The 23,211-nt window shown below is 39.5% G+C and carries 13 protein-coding genes; 5 read left to right on the top strand and 8 right to left on the bottom strand.

Annotated elements, in window-relative coordinates:
* Positions 1–43: 43 nt before the first annotated feature.
* Positions 44–1,501 (bottom strand): Na+/H+ antiporter NhaC, encoded by a 1,458-nt coding sequence (gene nhaC / locus C9I86_RS04420; RefSeq protein ID WP_107275744.1) that lies wholly within the window; start codon positions 1,499–1,501, stop codon positions 44–46.
* A 177-nt stretch (positions 1,502–1,678) separates the two neighbouring features.
* Here nhaC and C9I86_RS04415 point away from each other — a divergent pair, with 177 nt between their 5' ends.
* The gene (locus tag C9I86_RS04415) at positions 1,679–2,671 is read left to right on the top strand and encodes a LacI family DNA-binding transcriptional regulator (protein ID WP_107275783.1); all 993 of its coding nucleotides are present in this window, start codon (positions 1,679–1,681) and stop codon (positions 2,669–2,671) included.
* A gap of 131 nt (positions 2,672–2,802) precedes the next feature.
* Positions 2,803–5,049, top strand: a complete 2,247-nt coding sequence (locus C9I86_RS04410) for a peptidase U32 family protein (protein ID WP_107275782.1) — start codon at positions 2,803–2,805, stop codon at positions 5,047–5,049.
* Between the two features lie 99 nt (positions 5,050–5,148).
* Here C9I86_RS04410 and C9I86_RS04405 read toward each other — a convergent pair whose 3' ends face one another.
* Positions 5,149–7,788 (bottom strand): molybdopterin-dependent oxidoreductase, encoded by a 2,640-nt coding sequence (locus C9I86_RS04405; protein WP_107275743.1) that lies wholly within the window; start codon positions 7,786–7,788, stop codon positions 5,149–5,151.
* Between the two features lie 577 nt (positions 7,789–8,365).
* Between C9I86_RS04405 and torC the strand changes: the two genes are divergently transcribed.
* Entirely contained in the window at positions 8,366–9,538 is a 1,173-nt protein-coding gene (gene torC / locus C9I86_RS04400) for a pentaheme c-type cytochrome TorC (protein ID WP_107275742.1), read from the top strand.
* Positions 9,539–9,624: 86 nt separating this feature from the next.
* Here torC and yccS read toward each other — a convergent pair whose 3' ends face one another.
* Positions 9,625–11,796, bottom strand: coding sequence for a YccS family putative transporter (yccS, locus tag C9I86_RS04395; protein ID WP_080157825.1), 2,172 nt, complete (start codon positions 11,794–11,796; stop codon positions 9,625–9,627).
* 313 nt (positions 11,797–12,109) lie between these two features.
* Here yccS and helD point away from each other — a divergent pair, with 313 nt between their 5' ends.
* Entirely contained in the window at positions 12,110–14,191 is a 2,082-nt protein-coding gene (gene helD, locus C9I86_RS04390) for a DNA helicase IV (RefSeq protein ID WP_080157824.1), read from the top strand.
* A gap of 89 nt (positions 14,192–14,280) precedes the next feature.
* Here helD and C9I86_RS04385 read toward each other — a convergent pair whose 3' ends face one another.
* The 3 genes from C9I86_RS04385 to torT form a co-directional block, all read right to left on the bottom strand.
* Positions 14,281–15,261 (bottom strand): zinc-binding dehydrogenase, encoded by a 981-nt coding sequence (locus C9I86_RS04385; protein ID WP_107275741.1) that lies wholly within the window; start codon positions 15,259–15,261, stop codon positions 14,281–14,283.
* Between the two features lie 133 nt (positions 15,262–15,394).
* A complete protein-coding gene (locus C9I86_RS04380) occupies positions 15,395–15,853 on the bottom strand; it encodes a methylglyoxal synthase (protein ID WP_080157822.1) in 459 nt (152 codons plus the stop codon).
* A 159-nt stretch (positions 15,854–16,012) separates the two neighbouring features.
* The gene (gene torT, locus C9I86_RS04375; RefSeq protein WP_080157821.1) at positions 16,013–17,083 is read right to left on the bottom strand and encodes a TMAO reductase system periplasmic protein TorT; all 1,071 of its coding nucleotides are present in this window, start codon (positions 17,081–17,083) and stop codon (positions 16,013–16,015) included.
* A 148-nt stretch (positions 17,084–17,231) separates the two neighbouring features.
* Between torT and torS the strand changes: the two genes are divergently transcribed.
* Complete coding sequence (gene torS, locus C9I86_RS04370; RefSeq protein WP_080157820.1) at positions 17,232–20,147, top strand: TMAO reductase system sensor histidine kinase/response regulator TorS; 2,916 nt, start codon at positions 17,232–17,234, stop codon at positions 20,145–20,147.
* Between the two features lie 52 nt (positions 20,148–20,199).
* On the opposite strand, the gene C9I86_RS04365 is transcribed toward torS, so the two are convergent.
* Both C9I86_RS04365 and fusA read right to left on the bottom strand, forming a co-directional pair.
* The gene (locus tag C9I86_RS04365) at positions 20,200–20,661 is read right to left on the bottom strand and encodes a GNAT family N-acetyltransferase (RefSeq protein ID WP_080157819.1); all 462 of its coding nucleotides are present in this window, start codon (positions 20,659–20,661) and stop codon (positions 20,200–20,202) included.
* 189 nt (positions 20,662–20,850) lie between these two features.
* Complete coding sequence (gene fusA / locus C9I86_RS04360; RefSeq protein WP_080157818.1) at positions 20,851–22,938, bottom strand: elongation factor G; 2,088 nt, start codon at positions 22,936–22,938, stop codon at positions 20,851–20,853.
* Positions 22,939–23,211 lie beyond the last annotated feature (273 nt).

Below are 23,211 nucleotides of genomic sequence, written 5' to 3'. Positions count from 1 at the left end.
GCAGAAAAGCCCCAAATTGACGGACTTTCCAAAAATAGTTTATTTAGATTGTTACTTTATTTTGAGTGGTTGTTTTTGTTTGTTTTACATCTTTTACTGCTTTAGCAATACCAATGCCGGTTACTGCCCATAGCATGGCAAAGAAAATGGCAGAATAGTTTTGAATTGCCCAAGGCATATAGTCAAGTGTTGATACTCCTAATGTAGCAGCCATAAATACACCAGCATTAGTCCAAGGAACGAGAGGCTCAATAATGGTGCCAGCATCTTCGATTGTACGAGATAAGTTTTTAGGATCTAACTGCATTTTCTTATAAGTATCACGGAATAACTCAGATGGAATAAGCAGTGCTAATTTACCATCAGAGGTGGTACATACCACGGTAATCGTCGTGATAATTGTTGCACCTATAAGGCTTGCTGTTCCTTTAATGCCTTTGCTAAGTAAATCTACCAGAACATTAAGTGCGCCAGTGAGTGCTAATGCTCCTGCAAATGAGAAAGCACAGAAAACCAATAATACGACACCCATCATGGATGTCATGCCGCCACGATTGACTAATGTTAGAACATCACTAACAACAGTAATGTTGCCTAAACCTGCATCAGCAAACATGCTCGCATTGAAGCCATTAAGCATTGCATTTAACGCCGTCACTAAGCTAAAGCCTTGGAATACTACTGAGTTAAAAATGCCAATAATGATGGCTAAGAGCATTAAAGGAATCGTTGGTAGTTTACGGATAGCACCCCATAAAATTAGAGCTGGTGGGAGTAATAAGAAAACGTTAAGTGAAAATAATTGTTCAATATTTGCCAACATAGCAATAACTTTTTCTGGTGTAGCGGCTGTTACTTCATGGTTACCAACAAAGAAAAACACGACACAGGATAGGATAAATGCTGGAATAGTCGTCCATAGCATATGTTGAATATGTGAGTAGAGATCTGTTCCTGCAACCACGGGGGCAAAGTTGGTTGAGTCCGATAATGGTGAAATCTTATCACCAAAATAGGCTCCAGAAACAACAGCACCTGCAACCGCTGCAAGGTTTGCGTCCATACCCGTTGCTATACCCATTAGAGCAACACCAATGGTACCCGCCGCGCCCCATGAGGTACCAGTACAAAGTGAGATCATGCAGGTTACTAAAAATGAAGTCAGTACTAAGTATTCAGGGCTAATAATTTTCAGGCCATAGTAAACCAACATTGGGATAGTACCACCGACCATCCAACTGCCGATTAAACCACCAACTAATACCAGAATAAATATAGCCGGTAGAGTTTTTGCTAAACGTTCGATAATGGCATTTTGAATATCATTCCAGCTATAGCCAATTTTCCATGCTACAACTGCGGCAATGATTGCTGATGTTAGTAAAAGACTTTCAATTGGAAGGCCATACACTCCATATCCAATGACTAATAATCCGATCATTGCGATTAATGGCAGCAGGGCTAATCCTACTGGTGGTGTCGTTATAGATTTATTTTTCATGTAATTTACATCCACACGTCATTTAAAGGGCAAGGGTTATTAATTATTTTTATCTGTTTTGATTCACATTCTTAGGATAAATACTAAATATCTATCATTCTGTGATGGAATTCACTGATGTAACATATTAGTATCATATGTAAATTACATGGTTAAAAAATGGGATCTCTACCTCATATGGCAACAATTAAAGATGTAGCAAAAGCGGCAAATGTCTCAACTGCAACCGTTTCTCGTGTTATTAATAAATCGAATAGTGTGCTGCCAGAAACAGTGGCTAAAGTTGAAATGGTAATGGCTGAGATTGGCTATCAAATAAAAGATAATCAACGGCTTACGATAAACCAAGGGCAAGATACGATTGGGTTGATTGTTAGCCGCTTTCACTCCTCTTTTTATGGTTTATTAACGCAAGGCGTTGAAAAGGTGGCTAAAAAGCATGGCCGTAAACTGATTGTTGCGAGTGGTAATTATGATATGGAGTGTGAAGAGGAAGCGCTTAAATTTATTTTAAGTAAAGGCTGCCGTAATATTGTTTTACATAGTAAAGCGATGACTGATGACATGTTGATCCATTATGCAAAACAGCATTCAGGAATCATCATTATTAATCGCCATGTTAGTGAAATAGAATCTCAGTGTGTGTGGTTAGATAACAGCGCTGGAACCTATTTAGCAACTAAACATTTGATTGAACAAGGGCATCGTAAAATTGCTTATCTTTCGTGCGAGATGGAGGTAGATGATAAATTTGATCGTTTTAATGGTTATCAACAAGCATTAATAGAAGCGGGCATTGAGCTTAACCCTGATTGGATAGAAGAAGTTCCTTTTGGTGAACCAGGGGGGGCTGAAGCGGCAATTAACTTACTCAATAAAGGGTTGCCAGTGACAGCTTTAGTGGCATTTAATGATTTTTATGCGGCCGCTGCGATGCAAGTATTTAAAGAGCACGGTATTGAAATCCCACAACGGTTATCTATTGTCGGTTTTGATGACGTTTTACCACAATGTTATTTTAGTCCTAAGCTCACAACAATTCGTAATCCAATTGAGAGTATGGCTATTAATGCGGCAAGGTTATCTTTAGAAGGTGAAAATTTACCAGTATCAAACGCCTTTCATCCATTGCTAATTAAGCGTGATTCGGTACAAGCGCCATGTGAGTAATGGTATTCAACGAGTAATATAAGCTGTGATTTATCTTCCAAAATTGGACTTAATCGCCCTCATGAGTAGAATAGCCGCTCACAATATTGGTACGTTTTTTTAAGGCACGGTTATAAATGGGTAATAACGCGATGAGAAGTAATTTTGAGTTGTTAGCTCCAGGTGGCGATATAGAGTCGATTAAAGCGGCTATCGTTGCGGGTGCGGATGCTATTTATTGCGGCTTAGATAATTTTAATGCCCGTAATCGTGCAACCAATATTACTTTTGAAGATTTAAATGGCATTGTCCGTGTTGCCCATCAACGCGATTGTAAGATTTTTCTTACGCTTAATATCATGATCCTTGAAAGTGAAATTCCAGCGGTTATTCGATTATTAAATAAATTAGTTAACACTAAAATTGATGGTGTGATCCTGCAAGATTTAGGGCTGTTTCATCTTATTAAACAGCATTTTCCAACCCTTGATGTGCATGCATCAACTCAAGTTAATAGTCACAATGAAGGCCAAATTTTATTTATGGGGCAGCTTAATGCGAGCCGTGTGAATTTATCGCGTGAACTTAATATCAAAGAGATAAAACATTTAGCACAGTTTGGACATCAACATAATGTGTTAATGGAAGTGTTTGTCCATGGCTCATACTGCATTGGTTTTTCCGGTTTGTGTTATATCAGTTCGGCTAAAAATGGTAACTCAGGTAACCGTGGTCGTTGTAGTCAGCCTTGTCGAGATCAATACCAAACTACCGCCGTTGGTAAAGATTATCCGCTCAATATGAAAGACAATTCTGCGTTTTCAAATTTAGAAGCCTTAGCGGATGCTGGGGTGTATTCATTAAAAGTAGAAGGACGCATCAAAAAATCACATTACGTTTATACCGTGGTAGATAATTGGAGTCGTCAATTAGATAACTATTGTAATCAAAAGCCATTATTAGCGGATACACGTGAGTTATATACTGTCTTTAATCGCGATTTCTCTAACTCATATTTAATGGGTGATATTAATAAAGCGATGTTTATCGACAATCCACGTGATAACTCTGTCGATCACTTTGCACAAATTGCTGATGCTAAATCTGAGACAGAAATTCAAGCGGTTAAACGAAAGTTATATGATGATAAAACCACTATTATCCAAACCGTTGAAGAACGAATTGCAGATTTAGACATTAGTTTATTAGCATTAGAGCTGACGATTATCGGTCAGGTTGGACAGCCGCTAATTATTCAAGTAACGACACCGTTACAACAGTTTGAAGTCACATCAACCTCGTTATTACGTCAATCAGATAATACAGTGCTTGATAGCGATTGTTTTGATAAACGCTTCCGTAGTTTAAATAATGGTGAGTATTTATTAGCACCAATAGATTTGAGTCAACTCGTGACAGACGTAGTGGTGCCGTTTAAAGAATTAACTATCATGCGAGATCAAATTGCCCGTGTGTTAAACGGTGATCAACCATTAGTTGAGCCGGTTGAGTTACCTAAAGCTGTCCGTAAGCCTCTCGCTGCGATGATGCCACGGTTATCAGTATTAATTGCTAATCCTGCAGATATTGAAGCTGTGAGCCAGCCAGATACCGCAGTGTATTATCAATTGCCAGAAGCGATGGCAATGGAAGGGCTAAAATTAGTGAGTTTGTTCCAAGAAAACCCACAGCTAATTCCTTGGTTCCCTGCAATTTTAATTGGCGATAATTATCAAGCAGCTGTGACGTTCCTTGAGCAAGTTAAACCATCACGTGTTGTGACTAACAATAGTGGTGTGGGGTATGCATCGCACCAATTAGGTTTAGCGTGGATAGCGGGTCCGCAAATGAACATCAGTAATAGTTTGAGCCTTGAGTGTTTACAGCAAGAATTTGGTTGTGTAGGGGCGTTTATTTCTAATGAGATCAAACGTTCACAAATTAAGCCCATTGTTGCACCTACTGGGTTTGAATTGTATTACAGTATTTATCATCCAATGATGCTATTAATGAGCCGTCAGTGTTTATTCCATCAAACCGTTGGCTGTAAGAAAAAGCGTTTTGATGATAAATGCTTACGTAAATGTGATAAGTCAGCGTCGATCATTAATCTGACGGAAGCGTCATTTGTGGTTGATAAACAGCGCGGTGATCATAATGCGTTATATAACCCAAATAATTTCTTAAACCTTGATATTGTTGATGAGATTAAGAATAAGTTCTCAGGGTTTATGGTTGATTTGCGCGACATTAAAACTGACACCCAAGTGACAGTAACTAAAGCGGAATTAACGGCGTTATTTAATCAGTATGTTACGGGTAATAATGAACTTACGCGTAGTGAAATTGAAGCGGTTATTATTGGTAATACCTGTAATCAATACACCAAAGGCTTGTAACAGCGAGCAGTAAATAAAAGCAACGCATTGCTATAACAAAGCCCCGCAGGAGATTAACCAGCGGGGCTTTTTGTTATTTAAATAATAGCGGACTATTAATTATTTTTTAGCATTTTCTTGTAGGAAATCAAGTACAAGTTTACGGTCTGTCGCATTTAGACCTGCACGTGGGAACATACTGTTAGTAATACCTTTCCACTGCTTGTAAGTGAAGTCACTTGGGTGTGGTGCTGCGTGACAAAGGGTGCAGCTACCGTAGAATAATTTCTCACCAGGAGATTGCTCTGGACCTTGCTCTGCTGCAACGGCTTTTAAGCGTTTACCTAATTGTAGCGACCAGATATCAACTTGATAATCAGTCTTAACAATTTTTGGTGGTGTGTAAGCCTGGTTTGGTGTTTCTACGTCAGTACATTTCTTAAAGTAAGCCAAACAAGTGTTCGCACTGGTTGCTTGGGCTAAACCACTGGTTGGTTGGCTACTTGTTAACATGTTGATTGAGCCTGAGTTACAACGGCCTTTGCTATCAAGTTGTAGCCATGCGCCTTCGTGGATGTAAATAACACCCGGCATTGCTTCATCAGTGATACGAGCACCAGCTAGTAGTACGCCACGATCATTGTAAACTTCAACTACATCGCCATCTTTTACGCCACGTTCTTCAGCGTCTTTCTTATTGATAAGTACGATTTGACGACCATCAACAGATTCGTAGCTGTTTACATCCGCATTCGCCATTTGTGAGTGCAAACGCATCCATGGGTGTGGGCTTAATACGTGTACTTGGCCTTTCTTAGCATTACCTAGCCATTCAAATGGTGGAATCCATTGTGGCATTGGTGGGCAACTATTGGCTTTAAATCCAGCAATAGTTGAGCTATATAATTCGATTTTACCACTTGGTGTATGCAGTGGGTTCTTAATCGGATCAGCGTAGAAATCACCATGACGTACAAAGCTATTTGCTGCCGCAGGTGTTGATACGTGAGCGATACCATTTTGCCAGAATGTTTTGAAATCATCCGTTGCATCAGATGCTTCATAAGAGGCTTTAACATGTTGGTACATAGTTTTACCTTCGGTAAATTCTTTATGTACGTTAAACATGAAAGCAAGGCGTGAGAAGATTTCGTAGTCATCAAGACTTTCACCAACAGGCTCAATAACCTGACGCATTGCGTAGATTTTATTGTTGCTGTAAGTACCGCCAGATGAAATATCATCACGCTCAAGTGTGGTGGTTGTTGGCAGAACGATATCGGAATATTTTGCTGTTGCACACCACCACGGTTCGTGACAGATGATGGTATCGATATTATCGTTAAGCGCTTTGATTAATTCGTTAGTGTCTTGTTGGTGAGACAGTAAGTTATTACCTGCGTTATAGATAAGTTTTGCTTTTGGTAGCGTAAGGTTTGAACCATCACGAGTATAAGCTTTACCTGGGTTTTTCAGCATATCTGAAACCATAACCACAGGGCATGTCTTAGTGATAGGGTTACGACCTTGTGATAAACCGATAGGCATGCGCTTACCAGATGCAGGCATACCGCCATTACCATAGTGCCAACTAAAGCCTGCACCTTCACCTGGCTTACCAATTTTACCTGCGATTGCAGCAAAGTTGATGATAGCCCAGTGAATCATCTCACCGTGGTCAGCACGTTGTAGTGCCCAACCCGCTGCAATTTGGGTACGTTTAGTCACACACAGTTCAGCAAGTTCTTTAATTTTAGCTGCAGGTAAACCTGTGATTTCTTCAGCCCACTCAGGTGTTTTAACAACACCATCTTCGTCACCGATTAAGTAAGCTAGGTATTTATCAAAGCCAACTGTGTATTTATCGATGTAAGCTTTATCGTGTTGACCTGTTTTGTATAAATGATAAGACATTGCAGTAAATAGAGCAGTATCCGTATTAGGACGGATATTGATCATTTCACTACCAACTGCTTTATCTGTTTGGGTTTGCTGAGGGTTTATAGAGACAAACTTAATCCCTTTTTCCTTAAACGCTTCCCAGTGTTTTTGCATAGAGTGATCAGCAACACGGAATTCTACACGGTTGGTTTTCCATGGATCACAACCGATGAAAAGAACAACTTCAGTGTTTTTTTCAACAATTTCCCATGCAGTTTGTGGTGAATACACTTCCATATCACCGATAACATGCGGAAGAATAACTTCAGAAGCACCAGCAGAGTAGTCACCAGCACAAATACTTTGGCCACCAATAAGGTTAAAGAAGCGACCTTGTAATGTTTGAGGGCGGTTAACACCACAGTGTGACCAACCACCGTATGATGAACTGAATACAGCTTCGTTACCGTGTTTTTCAACAGTACGCGCGATGCAGAATGCGGTTAATGCGATTGCTGTATCCCAGTCAACGCGAACAAAAGGTTCTTTACCACGAAGATGTGGGTTGTGATCGCCCAATGGATCTTCTAATAATGACTTACGTACCATTGGATATTTAATACGTGTATCACTATAAGTGCGACTTAATACACCTTTGGTTAACATTTCTGTTGGGAAAGGGTCAACATCATTAATCGGTTGAACACCAATTAATGTACCGCCTTTAACGACTGCTTTAAACGGACCATAGTGAGTAGCTGATGGAATGGTAATTGTATCTGAAGCAAATACTTTTCCAGCAGGAAAAAGGGTGAGTCCGTTAGCAGCGATGGCCGTTGCTACTGAACCTTTTAAAAAGTTACGACGTGATAGGGTCATGTTTATATTCCGAAGACAAACCGAATAAGTAAGCATTTAAATGACATAATAAGCATTTAAATATTAATCGGTATAGTGATCTATTATTTGACTTATTTCTTGATAGGCTACACGGAAATATAAAATATATTAGGCTGCTAAATGGAAAATAAGTTACCACAAAAAGACACTATAATAAGTAATGTTTAATGCTCTATATAAATAAAAAACACTTAGCACTAAAACTAAAAATGGATTGATAACTATTCTCGATATTAATAATATAAAGCGCCATTTACCGTATGACTGTCGGTATTTTTGTTATGTAACTGATTGATTTTATTTTTGTTTTATGGTTTTTATTTTATAAATTAGTGGTTATTGTATTTACAGAAAAACACTATTTACAGATTAAATATAATTAGAACGCTAATTAAATAATAAGTCTTACAAATTGTAACATAAAAATATTTTTAATTGTGTTTAGAATGTTTATTTATATGAATCAATGACGTTGCCCTGTTAATATTCAAATGTTAGTTTGTGCGCAACTCTTTTTTTAACGTTGTTTTGACGTTTAATTCATTTTGGACCATCCATGAAGAAACTATGGCGTTTTTTAGTAAAGCCAAGTAGTCGTTATTCAGTATTAGCGATTGCAGTTGTCTGTGTGATCATAACATTGGCAGGCGTGTTTACCTTTCACGAATCAATAAAGTTTAGTTCGACTACTGAGTTTTGTACTTCATGTCACTCAATGAAAGAAAACTACAACGAATATAAAACTAGTATCCACTACAAAAACGCATACGGTGTACGTGCTGAATGTCGTGATTGTCATATTCCAGAAAATGATCCGATTGCTTTCATGAAAGCAAAACTAGGCGGTGTTGGCGATATCTATAGCGAATTTATTAGCAAAGATATTGATACTCCAGCTAAGTTTGAAGCAAATCGTTTACGTATGGCTCAAAATGTTTGGCGTATGATGGCTGAAACCAATTCAGCGACATGTAAAAGTTGTCACTCATACACTGCAATGGATCATGCAAAGCAATCTCCTGCAGCGGCAGCAGCAATGACCACTGCGGCAGCAAAAAATATGAACTGTATTGAATGTCATAAAGGTATTGCGCACCAATTACCGCATATCAATAATGACTTCCAAGCAACGTTCAAACAATTGACGATTAATGCTGGTGAGGCGCCTGCGGCTAAAACACTTTATACGCTAGCATCGAAAAAATTGTATATCACTGACTCAGCATCAGGTGATGCACAAGGTCAACTATACCCAGCATCAAAAGTTGAAGTGTTAGGTACTAGTGGCGACATGATCAAAGTACAAATTACAGGTTGGCAGCAACAAGGCTCAACAACAGGTATGTTAGTACAAGACATGGCGAAACAAATTCAAACTGTTTCTCTAAATGCAGATCTACAAAAGTCAGCAACTATTCTTAATACAGTAAAAACTGAAGATGGTCAGACATGGCAGCAAGAGCAAGTATCAGCGTGGATCACTCAGCGTAATATGCTAGCAAGCATGAAGCCTATTTGGGCTTACGGTAAAGAGATCTTAGATGCAAGTTGTAATCAATGTCACGCTATTCCAGATCCAAAACACCTAACAGCAAATGGTTGGGTTCAGGGTCTTAAAGCGATGCAACAATACTACATGCTTAATAAAGATGAAGAACGTACGTTACTTAAGTATCTTCAAGATAATGCGAAAGATGCACCCGCTGCGTCATCTCAAGTAGCTCAATAATTATTGAGATATAAACGCTATTATTGAGTAATAAAAAGCCTGCGTTTAGCGCAGGCTTTTTTGTACGTAATTGTTTCTACTTTCTTTTATTTAGTGACAGTAATTGCATGTGTTTGCGGTGAAAGATTATCACCCAACGCATGAAGTTCTGGTAGCATGCAATGAATCAAATGCAGTTGTTGTAATACCATTCGAGTTGAGGTGCAATCTTCATCTCGCCATTGGCCTAGACGTTGTTCTAGATTGAGGTTTAATGGTTGTGATGTCTCAATCAGAGAACCATTTAGTTGTGATGATATACACTCTAAATGATTGTGAATAATACGATGAGCTTCTGATACTAACTGATGGGTTTGATTATCTTCAAGTTGAGTACGATGCGCACCCAGTGCAGAGATATAGCTCAACATGGCATGGTTTAATGTCAAAAAACGAAAGCTTTTATCCGTATCTATTTGGTATTTATCCGGCTCTGCTAACATATTATTGATGGCTGTACTTAGCTGCGCATCTTTATTATGGGCTTCACGACGTGCAATACGATAATTCATATTATCGCGTTTACCAATACGGTATTGAGCAATAATTTGCGCTAAATAATCTTTATTTGCTAACGTGGCTTCAGCCATTACTTTATGTAATCGTTTAGATTCCCAATCAGGTAAGATGAAACTAACGGCTAATACTGCTAACAGACAGCCAAGTAATGTATCGCCTAAGCGCGGTAAAATAACCGCAAATCCTTCACCTAATTGGTTAAAACAAAACAGCACTAATAGTGTGATAAAAGCCGTTGCCCAGTCATATTTAACGGCTCGAAAGGCAAAGAACAGTACGCCCATTATAACCATTAATACCAATTGGCCTTCTTGGCCGGGAAATAAATACAGCAGCGGTATGCCTGCCAGCAAGCCCCCCAATGTCCCAATAACACGCTGCACAAGCTTTTGACGGGTTGCACTGTAGTTTGGTTGGCATACAAAGAGGGTTGTTAATAAGATCCAGTATCCGCGTTGTAGATCCAGAGCTTGAATAAAGCCATAGCCTACTATTAATGCAATCCCTAAGCGGATGGCATGACGAAATAGCATTGAATCAGTATTAAGTTGGCTGCTAATACGCTTCCACATTTCTTTGATGCTGTGCGCTTCAGTGTCCACTAACTCAATATCAATTTGTTGTTCAATGTGTTCTGCATCTGGATTATTAATATTTTGTAGTTGACGTTCTACTGTTGCCAAATTATTAAATAAATAATCCAATTGATTCAGCAGCAAACGCCATTGCGGGTTGTTTTGTTGTTTGAGGTAATTCAGTGATTGTTGCAGTTCATCTAACGCACTGATGGAATCAGAACCATGATGATAGGGCTTACCTTGTTTTAACGCATCAGCAATGCCGTGACAAGCCTGTGCTTGTACATGTAATAAGCGTTGAAAGCGAAACAAGACATCACTGCGTTGAAAGGCCTGCGCCAGTTCTCGATAACGATAATGTGATGAACTGGCACGTTCATGGATATCTTGCGCCATAAAATAAATTTTAAGGAATTTATCACTTTGTCCGCGACCAGCACGATGTAGCAATGTCATTTTAACGGCATTTAACGCATTAACGACTTTCGCATTTTGTTTGGCTGCTTGAATTCGAAATGGATGTGAAGTGAGATCAACCACTGGCTCAAATAACTTACTTTTATTATCAAGGTAGTAACCAAACTCAGTGAATACATTGGCTAATCCTTGTTGAACTGGTTGATTGGGCCATAAAATATGCCATAGCAATGACAAGATCCCATACCAACAAGCACCCGCTAAAAGTAACATCGGTTGATACCAAAGATCGGCACTACTATTTGCACCAAGCATAGTGTAAACCGCTAATAATAATGAGGCAAAAGCGATGTTGGCATAACGTGGGCCCATTGCCCCCAACATAATAAAGCCAAAGGTTGAACTAAATAAGCCGATTGCAAATAAAATGGGGTAATCAAATAGAATTTCTATAGAAAGAGAAGCAATCAAAAAACAAATTAAAGTAATGGTTAAGCCTTTAATTCGGCCCGTTAAATTATCATCAGATTCAGCCAGTGCTGCTGCAATAATACCAAGTACAAGTGGGGTTACGGCATGATTAGCGCCAAGATACCAACAGGGTAATACAACACCAACTAAAGCAATCAATACTCGAATTGAATAATTGATTCGGTCATTAACCCAGTATTTGCGGAATTTTACATGTAACTCTTTAGTTTGCATGGATATTAACAATCTTCTGATAATAAGGAATGGAGAAAACGATAGAATCAACTAACGTTATAAAAACGTGACTAAAGATAACAGATATCTTGTTATTGCCGATCAAAAAAATAAACTTTTAGCTCGTGGAATAATATTTAGTCAAATAGACGTTTCAATACTATGGCTACACGAGAGTTATTGATACTCTAAGCAACATTATCCCGATAAGCGGGTGACAAGTAATGATTCAATTGAGGTTGATGACAATAGTTATCAGCCGGTAATGAGTGTTACAGCCTAATTAAAGCATGGAACAATTGGTGGAATCACAATGCAATTAAGTGCCAGTCGACTAGCACAATGGCTAGTTCAAGGTGATTATTACAGTATCGCTTTAGACGGTAATAGCTTGGTATTAGATAGTCAAACTTCTTCTGATGTTATCTCTTTTGATGATTGGGATGGTTCGATTGAAATCCATCGCGGTGTATTATGGGGTGCGCTTGAGCTTACGTCTTCAAATCAACAATACTGTTGGACAGTTCATGGTTTACCTTGGCACGAATGTAAATCTTTCGCGGCATTTTTAGTCCGCAGTTATCAAGATTGGGCGCAAAGCCGTGTTGATAAATTAGATGCTATGTTGCCAGAAATGCTGCAACGTATAGCATTATTTTCTAATAAATCTGGGTATTTACGTCATTCTGAACATCATGAATTACATCAGTTTCTTAATGATGGTTTAACTGATTCAGACTTAACACCAGAACTTGCAGCGACATTTAGACCGCGTAGCTTTGAAAAAATATCACCTTGGCTTGGTGAGCATCAAGCCTGGGTTGAAGAGCATAACCAGCAATGGTTAACACAACAAACCCAAAAATGGGGTTCGTGGTTTGATAGTTTTGAGAAATCACCGTTAAACGAATCACAACGTTTAGCTAGCTTAATTAACCAAGATTATAATTTGGTTCTTGCCGGGGCGGGTACGGGTAAAACTAGTGTCTTAATCGCACGTGCAGGTTACTTAATTGCGAGTCAAGCGGCGGTACCTGAAGATATTCTTATGCTATCGTTTGGACGTAAAGCAGCCGATGAGATGTCTGATAGACTGAAAGCTAAAGTCAGTGATCGCGTCAAAGTAGCGACGTTCCATAGCTTGGGTTCGCAGATTATTCGTGATGTTGAACTTGATAAACCCAATGTGGCTTCGATTACCTTAGACACGCGTGCCCGTAGTGCATGGCTTGCTCGTATGTTAATTGAGCAATGGAATAATTCAACGTCAGCAAATAAGTGGCAGCGTCATCTTACACAGTGGCGAGTTCCTGGTTTTAGTAAAGAAAACTCAATGGAACAACAAGCTGAAAATGAACAATTACAAGCTTGGGTATGGCGTCATATTGAGTTGCTAGGTCAATCAGGGATGAATAAAGAATCGCTGCTTGAGGCCATTCAAAATAATAATAATCCCGCAATGCGACCACGTATGAAAAGTGAGTTAACATTGTTATGGCCTTGTTATCAGGCCTATTTGCAGCACTTAAAAGTGAAGAAGCAAATTGACTTCAACAGTATGATTGAAGTGGCCACTGAGTATGTTAAAACGGGTAAATTTATCTCACCATGGCGTTATGTTATGGTCGATGAATACCAAGATATTTCGCCACAACGATTAGCATTGATTGAAGCCTTATGTCATCAAAAAATTGCCGGACATGCAACACCGACATTATTTGCTGTTGGCGATGATTGGCAAGCCATTTACCATTTTGCTGGTGCTGATGTTAATTTAACGACTGATTTTGAAAGCCGCTTTAGTAATAGTCGTATTACTGAGCTTTCAACCACATACCGCTTTAATAGTATGATTGGTGAAGTGGCGAATGTATTTATACAACAAAATCCATTCCAAGTTAAAAAGCAATTAACCAGTTTTACTAAGCAGAGTAAAAAAGCAGTTACCTTATTGGCGACAGATTTGTTACCACAAGAGTTAATTCGGTTGAGCAAACATTACGAGAAAAAGGCGACAAAAGTACTTATTCTTGGGCGTAATAATAAGCAAAAACCTGAAAAATTTGAAACGTGGAAAAATCAGTGGCCGCAGCTTAACTTGGAATACATGACGTGTCATTCAAGTAAGGGCCGTGAGGCTGACTATGTGTTTATCGTTGATGTGAATAAAGGTATTTTCCCATCACCCGATCGTGAAACAGGGTTAGCCGCTATCATGCAATCGCGTACTGAAACATATAATGACGCAGAAGAACGCCGTTTATTCTATGTTGCATTAACGCGTGCTAAAAAGCATGTGTGGGTATGTGCTGATCCTGATAAAACTTCACCGTTTATTAATGAATTAATTGAAGATAAATACCCCGTCAATAATAAAATCAAACGGACTAAGTAAATATTATTAGTTATTGAAGCCCTGTTATTATGATTGCTTGTTATTATAGCAATAAATAGTACAGGGCTTTTTGTTGCTCAATTTTCACCTTATGAGCCGACGTGAACGACGATTTTACCTGAATGGGTATTGTTTTTTAGTTCTGCTAGGGCAACGGCAAGTTTATCAAAGGGAACGATTTTTTCGACCATGCTGTGTAAACGACCATTAGCGACCCACTCGCTGAGGTTGTTTCCAATATCGGCTAGATGAGAAATGTGTTCAGGAGCGCCATGGGCATAGGTGCCATGAAGGGCGACTTCGTGAATACTGAGGGCTTTAGTTGTGGCAAGCATCGGTACTTGGTCAAACTGATTCGCAACCATAACAATATGGCCATTATAACGAATCAATGCACTCATTATGCTACCTGATTTGGCTGAGATACAATCAATCACACCATGCAATAATCTATCTTCTGTCAGGTTTATAAGCTCAAGTGCCACATTTTGTTGCGGGCAAATAACCGCATCAATACCATAGCTGAGTAATCGAGCATGGTGTTGTCGTTCAGCAATGGCATAGACATGCGCGCCTGCAAGTTTGGCTAATTGTGCCGCAAATCCACCAACGCCACCTCCTGCTCCTGTGATTGCAATGTGCTGTCCTGCTGTAACCTGTAACTTATCATGTACTGCTATCCATGCACTGTACCCAGCACAGGGCAGAGCTGCGGCATCGGTAAACGATAATGTAACGGGAATACGGCTAACAGCAATAGCTTTTACACATATATATTCTGCAAATCCACCTGCTGTGCGGGGATCGGCAAAAAACATAACTCTATCGTTTATATTAAAGTGGTGAACATTTTCACCAACACTTTCAATGCTACCGGTAACATCTAATCCGATAATCTGTGGATAATGCCATGTTGCATACCCCCAGTCAGTTAGTTTGTAATCAATAGGGTTTAATCCAACGGCGGCAACTTTGACGCACATTTCATCTGCGGTTGGTACTGGTTTATTGGTAGTTGTGAGTGATAAGGCTTGAAGCCCATCTGGCTGTTGTAAAATCCACGCTTGCATAGGCGACTCCTTGAGGTACTACTTATAACCATATAATGAATTATTTTTTTTGCCTTAAATATTATGTCTAAATAATAAAAAGCCTTCGATAATGACGAAGGCTTATGATTGAAATAACAAAAGCTATTGATGCTTAATCAAGACGTTCTTTAAGGTAAGCATCATAGTCTGGAATTTCAATATCAATTTCTTTATCAAGTAATGGTGACGTAACAATAAAGTTAGCACTTGCACGGTTAGTCGCAACGGGAATATTCCAAACAGCAGATATACGCAATAATGCTTTTACATCAGGGTCATGTGGTACCGCATTAAGTGGATCCCAAAAGAAGATCATGATATCAATTTTGCTTTCTGAAATTAAAGCGCCCAATTGTTGATCGCCACCCATAGGGCCACTGATTAAACAAGTGATGGGTAAGCCAGTTTCTTTGGTGAGTAGGTGCCCAGTAGTACCGGTTGCATAGAGTGCATGATTTGCTAACTTATGTTGGTGTTCTTTCACCCAACGCAGTAAAGCTGTTTTGCAATTATCATGAGCAACTAAAGCGATATTTTTCTTCGCTGCCATTTTGCGTGTTGTAGTGATCATGCTCTTCCTTTTTATCTCTCAAATTCATCTTGATAAAACATGGTGACGATATTTATAAGTAACAAAGACTGGGCATAGTGTAAATCAAATTAGACTAAAAATTTGTGGTAGCCCATAAATTATTGACCTTCATCTTTATAGGCACCATTTAAGTATGGCTTATCTACTGATATGATGATTATTAACGTAGAATGAAGGTCTAAATTCTGCTGGTGATAACGAGTTACCAATAACTACTGCTGGTAAATGCTGTGGTGTTAAATCAACAATTAATGGTGAAATATCAAGAACAACAGGTTTCTTCTCTAGATAACGTACAGTTTGATCTATTGAAAGTCGTGCTTGTTCTGCCATTTTATCGGTTGGTGCAAATAGAATTTTATGGCGACGTAAACCACGATAAACACCATGACTAAGATAGGTTGAGACTATTTTTATGTCGGTAATATGGTTGGTGCGTAATTCACTGATGGCAACTTCAGCTGCGACTGCGCCACCGACAATATAATCAATGTTTTTATAGTCGGTAAATAATTGTTGTAATAGGTTACGTTGGAGTTCTTTACTGTTATCACCCCATAAGGTCGTTATAATTTCGACATCACTATTGGCAATAGCAGCTTTAAAACCTTTAGTAACAGGTTTAGTTCCACCACGTAACTGTGGCCCTGGTAGCCAAGCAATGCGGACTTTACCAGAGCCTTTAGGATGGTGTTTTGCGAGGTAGGCTCCCGCAGCTTTGCCCATTTCATACCAATCGACACCAACTTTTGCTTTTACATGTTGACGAATATCAGGATCAGAAAAATCGATGTCATTGGTCATCAAAAAGACGGGAATATTACCGATTAATTTAGATAGTTTACCATTATAAGCTTGAGCATCGACGGTGCCTAAAATAATGGCATCTGCCCCCCAATGACGACAAGCAACGAGTTGGCTTTGTTGTTTATCAAGGTTGCTATAGCCGCCAGCTTCAAGCACTTTTAATGTAATACCCAGCTTTTTTGCTTGTTCAACCATTCCATAATTGATCGATAACCAATAAGAATCTTTTAAATGTGGGTACACTGCACATACTTTCCACGGTTTAGAAACCGAGGTTAAAAAAGAATATTGAATTTTTGTCGGTTTTTTATCCGTTTGAAAAGGGGGTTGATATGAAATCACCTCAAGCGCAAACGCGGATTGAGTAGAGAAAATCATTAATATAAAAAATAAAATGCGCATTGTTACCAACATTATTTAGGTCTAAAGCCATATCGCTGGCAAAATAGTACCGTTTTATTGTGTCTGGTGAAATAGCCAGTATCGAACAAGGCATATTTATGCTGATTATGAACTGTTCTAAACAAGATTTTTGAGATAGAGACTATTTATGACGTTTACCCGAAAAGGTATCGGAGCCAAACTGTTATTAGCCTTTTCTGCCATGGCTGGTTTGATGATCATTGCGGTGATGATTGGTGTAGCAGGCTTTTCGTTAGTTGCTAAAACCGAGCGTACTGTTATTAATTCTGCGGTACCTTCATTAGCTGAAGCGCGAAAATTATCAGATTTAAGCTCACGTATTATCTTTAATGCTCAAGTTCTTGCTAAATCGAAACTTGAATCAGAACGAATGCAGCAAGGGCGAGCATTGACTGTGCATATTGAGGCTTTAACCCGTAGCCTACATGCACTTGAGCAATATTCGTTTGATCAACCGCTAATGTTGAAATTAGAAGATGATGTAAAACGTATTGTTGATAATTTAGCCCTACTTGGATTACTTGTTGGTCGACAAATCGATTTGCAAAGTCAACTCGATGAAATAATTGCAGCGATGACCAAAGCCACACATCAAATTGACAGTTTGTCACAATCTCAAGTGGCGAATGCGAATACCATTGCCGTCGCAAACGTGTCTCGCATTTATGATCTTGTAGCTGAAAATAATAAACCTGCGGTCTATAACGCGTTAGATAGCTTGGTTGAAGTTGATATGGACTTATCCGAGCGTTTATTTGAGTTACGTTTCCTATCATTACAAGTGATTAATATGCTCGATGATTCTGAACGTATCATGGATATTAAATCGCTGGTGGCGCTAAAAAAACGGTTTAATAATGCGGTTAATATTATTAGTCATCGTGTAAAGTCTGTTGAAGATCCGAGTCGTTCAGCACAATTAATGAAACAAACGGCGAAACTTGAGCGCGGCAATGTATTGTTTGGTGTTAGTGAACAGCTCATTTATGCAAAACAAGATGTACAGCGATTAGATCAACAGAACTTGGTCTTATTTCAAGAGTTAAACAGCACGGTTGATAATATTATTGCAGCGGCTAATGCCAATACTCAACAAGCCGTTAAGCAGGTCGATCAAACATTGACTGTTGCGCGTAATACACTGATTGTGATTTCAGGTATTGGATTACTCGCCTTAGTGTTAATTATGTGGCGTATTGTTTATGTTCGCGTTATTTGCCGTATTAATCACTACAGTCGTGCTTTGTTATCACTGGCGCGTGGTGACTTATGTATTCAATTAGATGTTGATGGTGATGATGAATTAGCACAAATGGGTCGGGCTATTTTAGTGGCACGTGATACCGCGAGTGAACGGCATCGATTAGCACAAGCTGAAGCTAAAATTCGCCAGGAATTACAGCAACACAAAGCAAGTTTAGAACGGTTGGTTGCTAAACGAACGGGTGAGCTAGAGAGTATCAATAGTCGCCTCAATGAAGAAGTCTATAACCACTATAAAGCACGCGATGAAGCAGAAAAAGCAAACCGTGCGAAGTCTGCATTCTTAGCAACCATGAGTCATGAGATTAGAACCCCAATGAATGGCGTGTTAGGTACGGCGTCATTATTGGCTGATACTGCGTTAAGTACACAACAAAAACGCTATTTAGATGTGATTAATCGCAGTGGTGAAACATTATTGGATATTTTAAATGACATTCTAGATTACTCTAAAATAGAAGCGGGACACTTGGATATAAGACCGAATGACTTTGCTTTAAAACGTATGGTTGTTGATGTATTTAATATGCTTCAAGGTCGTGCTATGGCGAAACGGATCGGGTTTGAATATTATATTGAACCTAATGCGGATGCGATTTGGTTTGGCGATGAAAGCCGTATTCGACAAGTGTTAGTCAACTTGGTTGGGAATGCGATTAAATTTACTGATAAAGGTAAAGTCACTATTAATGTTCAACTTCATCCTGATATGCCTGATGAAATACTATTTTCAGTGCAAGATACGGGGATTGGCATTGATGACAACGAACAGTCACTGCTATTTAGTGCCTTCCAACAAGCGGAAGCTGGCCGTAAATCAATTGAAGGTACTGGTTTAGGCTTGGCTATTAGTAAGCACATTGTTGCTGCAATGGATGGTGAAATCGGTGTTGATTCAGTTGTTGGCACTGGGAGTTGTTTCTGGTTTTCATTACCGCTAGAACATGGGCAAGTGAGATTAAATACTGATGTTGATCAAGTATTAGTTCCTGCTGCGCACATTCTATTAGTTGAAGATAATCCTGTAAATAGCATGGTTGCGGAAGGGTTTCTTAAACGGCTAGGACATAGTGTTGTTATTGCAGAAGATGGGGCTCAAGCTGAACGGCTTTATCAAAATGAACAGTTTGATTTAGCGTTACTTGATATTAATTTACCCGATACCGATGGTGTAACGCTATTACATCAATTACGCCGTATTGATAGTCATCGTAAAGATACATGGCAAGAACCAACGCCGATGGTCGCCTTTTCTGCGCATGTGTTTAGAGAAGAAGTGGAAATTTACTTAAATGCAGGGTTTGCAGGTTTCTTACCTAAGCCTTTAGTTGAGCAACAATTAATTGATACGATAAGCAGTATTTTAAAAGGAGATAAACGCGTGGTTATTGAGAAAGGGGCGGGTGAGGAAAAACCGCAATTTGTTGAGAATGATGAGTTATTTCCATTAGTGAAAGAATCTGTTTTAGGCAGTGATTTACAAGTACTAGGCGAAGCGCAAGTAAAACAACTGATTAATTTATTTGGTGATTCTGCCAGTAAGACACTTGCCATGTTGCATCAAGCTATTGCTGATAATGATTTACCGGATATCGCTAAGCAAGCTCATACATTGAAAGGTGCTGCTGGTACGATGGGGTTAATGCAGTTACATCAATTATGTTTAACGTTTGAGAAAGCAGCCCAAGAAGGCTCTATTGAGGGGCTTGAGGTTGCACCATTACAGCAAGTGTTTGATGATTCTGTCGCGGCGTTAGCAACGACTTTTCTTAATGATTAATGGTTAGTAATGTAGTCGTTATAATAAAAAAGAACGCTTCGGCGTTCTTTTTTTATGCCTGCAGATCCAATGTCATAAAAGTGCTATGAGGATCGGGTTGATAATCAGCAAAGGGCGGGCATTCGATAAACCCATGCTTTGCATAAAGAGCGCGTGACGCAGCAAAGAAGTCCATAGAACCTGTTTCTAAACTTAATTGTTGATAGCCCTGTGTTTTGGCATAAGAAATAATATGTTGGAGTAATTGTGATGCCACACCTTGGCCGCGAAATGTATCAGCGGTTCGCATTGATTTTATTTCAGCTGTGGTTGTATTTAAGCACTTTATTGCGCCGCATCCTGCCAATTGATTTTGATGCCATATAGACCAAAAAGTCACACTCTGTTGTTGCAGTTCGGTTAGATCTAAGGCATGAACGCTCTCTGCTGGAGCGGTAGAATTCATGTCTATCAAGTGTGCTTGTAATAACGCTTGTATGGCGTGTCCTTGCAAATCATCAATAATAATATTCATGTATATTGTCATTAATAAAAGCAGTACTTTACGTTTAAATAGGGGGTTTATCTAGTTATTTTAGCGGTAATTACGATCGTTATAATGCAAAAAAGCATGTTACGGGTGTAGTAGAGCAGAGGACAGATAAAAAATAACCCCGAGAACAAAGTCCTCGGGGTTAATGTATCACTTAGAGTAATTTAAAAATTATTTCTTAGCGTTACGTTCTTTCTGCTCAGCGATAACTTTTTCAGAAACGTTAGCAGGACATGGTGCGTAGTGTGAGAACTCCATAGAGAACTGACCACGACCAGAAGTCATAGTACGTAGAGTACCGATGTAACCAAACATTTCTGAAAGTGGTACGTCAGCTTTAATACGAGAACCAGTTACGCCAGCGATCTGGTCTTTGATCATGCCACGACGACGGTTAAGGTCACCGATAACATCACCAACGTGATCTTCTGGAGTAAATACGTCAACGTTCATGATTGGCTCAAGAAGTTGCGCACCAGCTTTAGGCATAGATTGACGGAATGCGCCTTTCGCTGCGATTTCAAATGCTACTGCAGATGAATCGACTGCGTGGAATGCACCATCAAGAAGCTCGATTTCAACGTCAAGAACAGGGAAACCAGCTAGAACACCAGTATCCATCATGCCCTTGAAGCCTTTCTCGATTGCAGGCCAGAATTCTTTAGGAACGTTACCACCAATTACTGATGATGTGAACGTAAAGCCTGAACCTACTTCGCCTGGTTTCATGATGTAGTCGATCTTACCGAACTGACCAGAACCACCAGATTGCTTCTTATGCGTGTAGCTATCTTCAACTGGCTTCGTGATTGTTTCACGGTAAGCTACTTGAGGTTGACCAACAATTAGGTCTACGCCGTATGTACGCTTAAGGATATCAACCTTAATGTCTAGGTGAAGTTCACCCATACCTTTAAGGATTGTTTCGCCAGTTTCTTCGTCAGTTTCAACTTGGAAAGATGGATCTTCTGCAACCATTTTACCGATCGCGATACCCATTTTCTCAGAACCGCCTTTATCTTTAGGCGTTACAGCAATTGAGATTACTGGAGTTGGGAAGATCATTGGCTCAAGAGTACACTCGTGCTTAACATCACAAAGAGTGTGACCAGTTTGAACGTTCTTCATACCAACGATAGCGATGATATCACCAGCTTGTGCTGAAGTAAGTTCGTTACGGTCGTTCGCTTGCATCTCAACCATACGGCCGATACGCTCAGTTTTACCTGTAGCAGAGTTAAGGATGGTGTCACCCTTGTTTAGCTTACCAGAGTAAATACGAACGAATGTTAGAGCACCAAAGCGGTCATCCATGATTTTGAATGCTAGCGCTTTGAATGGTTCGTCAACAGATACTGTTGCAACTTCGCCAGTTGGTTCACCAGTTTCTGGATCAGTTAACGGCTGTGGGTCTACTTCTGTTGGAGAAGGTAGGTAATCAATTACCGCATCAAGAACAAGTTGCATACCCTTGTTTTTGAATGCTGAACCACAGAACGTTGGGAAGAAAGTACAAGTACGAGTACCAGCACGGATACAACGCTTGATATCTTCGATAGAAGGCTCTTCACCTTCCATGTAAGCTTCTAGAAGATCATCGTCTTGCTCAAGAGCAGTTTCGATCATTTCTTCACGGTAAGCTTCAACGTCGTCAACCATGTCTTCAGGAACAGGTAGAACTTCGAAGTTCTCTGGAAGACCTGAGTCATCCCATACGAATGCTTGACGGTTTAGAACGTCAACAACACCAACGAAATCATCTTCACGACCGATTGGAAGTGTCATGATTAGTGGAGTAGCGCCTAGTACCTTCTTAACTTGATCTGTAACGCGGAAGAAATCTGCGCCCATACGGTCTAGTTTGTTAACGAAGATGATACGAGCAACTTCTGATTCGTTCGCGTAACGCCAGTTAGTTTCTGATTGTGGTTCAACACCACCAGAACCACAGAATACACCGATGCCGCCATCAAGTACTTTAAGAGAACGGTAAACTTCAACTGTGAAGTCAACGTGTCCCGGAGTATCGATAACGTTAAAACGGTGATCTTTCCAGAAACAGCTTACTGCTGCAGACTGGATAGTAATACCGCGCTCAGCTTCCTGTTCCATGAAGTCAGTTGTTGACTCACCGTCATGAACTTCACCAATCTTGTGGATTTGGCCAGTTAGCTTAAGGATACGCTCTGTTGTAGTAGTTTTGCCCGCATCAACGTGCGCGAAAATACCAATGTTTCTGTATTTAGATAAATCTGTCATTGTTTTTCTCTATAAACAATTACTGTCACATGTGAGGTCGCGGATTATAGCACTACTTGTGCTAATCAGAACATAGTCATGTGTAATAAAATAGTTATTCGCTTGCTTTTTGCCCTAGGTAGCATACCTGTTGACGAAGATCCGAGCAAATAACGGTGATAAAAACCAAGATTAGTCGAGGTTAGTTATTATTGTAAGTCCATTAAAGGATATTTTAGTGATATTTTAAGGTCACAATGTTGAATATGTGTTGTTATGAGGTGTCCATAAAAA

It is taken from the genome of Photobacterium sp. NCIMB 13483 (assembly GCF_003025475.1).
Classification (GTDB): domain Bacteria; phylum Pseudomonadota; class Gammaproteobacteria; order Enterobacterales; family Vibrionaceae; genus Photobacterium; species Photobacterium piscicola.
The sequence above is the reverse complement of the archived record's forward strand: the minus strand, read 5'-3'. Positions and strand labels throughout refer to the sequence as shown.

What these genes read in the sequence shown, in the direction of transcription:
- nhaC (WP_107275744.1), bottom strand. Translation starts at nt 1,501, where the DNA reads ATGAAAAATAAATCTATAACGACACCACCAGTAGGATTAGCCCTGCTG.
- C9I86_RS04415 (WP_107275783.1), top strand. Translation starts at nt 1,679, where the DNA reads ATGGCAACAATTAAAGATGTAGCAAAAGCGGCAAATGTCTCAACTGCA.
- C9I86_RS04410 (WP_107275782.1), top strand. Translation starts at nt 2,803, where the DNA reads ATGAGAAGTAATTTTGAGTTGTTAGCTCCAGGTGGCGATATAGAGTCG.
- C9I86_RS04405 (WP_107275743.1), bottom strand. Translation starts at nt 7,788, where the DNA reads ATGACCCTATCACGTCGTAACTTTTTAAAAGGTTCAGTAGCAACGGCC.
- torC (WP_107275742.1), top strand. Translation starts at nt 8,366, where the DNA reads ATGAAGAAACTATGGCGTTTTTTAGTAAAGCCAAGTAGTCGTTATTCA.
- yccS (WP_080157825.1), bottom strand. Translation starts at nt 11,796, where the DNA reads ATGCAAACTAAAGAGTTACATGTAAAATTCCGCAAATACTGGGTTAAT.
- helD (WP_080157824.1), top strand. Translation starts at nt 12,110, where the DNA reads ATGCAATTAAGTGCCAGTCGACTAGCACAATGGCTAGTTCAAGGTGAT.
- C9I86_RS04385 (WP_107275741.1), bottom strand. Translation starts at nt 15,261, where the DNA reads ATGCAAGCGTGGATTTTACAACAGCCAGATGGGCTTCAAGCCTTATCA.
- C9I86_RS04380 (WP_080157822.1), bottom strand. Translation starts at nt 15,853, where the DNA reads ATGATCACTACAACACGCAAAATGGCAGCGAAGAAAAATATCGCTTTA.
- torT (WP_080157821.1), bottom strand. Translation starts at nt 17,083, where the DNA reads ATGCGCATTTTATTTTTTATATTAATGATTTTCTCTACTCAATCCGCG.
- torS (WP_080157820.1), top strand. Translation starts at nt 17,232, where the DNA reads ATGACGTTTACCCGAAAAGGTATCGGAGCCAAACTGTTATTAGCCTTT.
- C9I86_RS04365 (WP_080157819.1), bottom strand. Translation starts at nt 20,661, where the DNA reads ATGAATATTATTATTGATGATTTGCAAGGACACGCCATACAAGCGTTA.
- fusA (WP_080157818.1), bottom strand. Translation starts at nt 22,938, where the DNA reads ATGACAGATTTATCTAAATACAGAAACATTGGTATTTTCGCGCACGTT.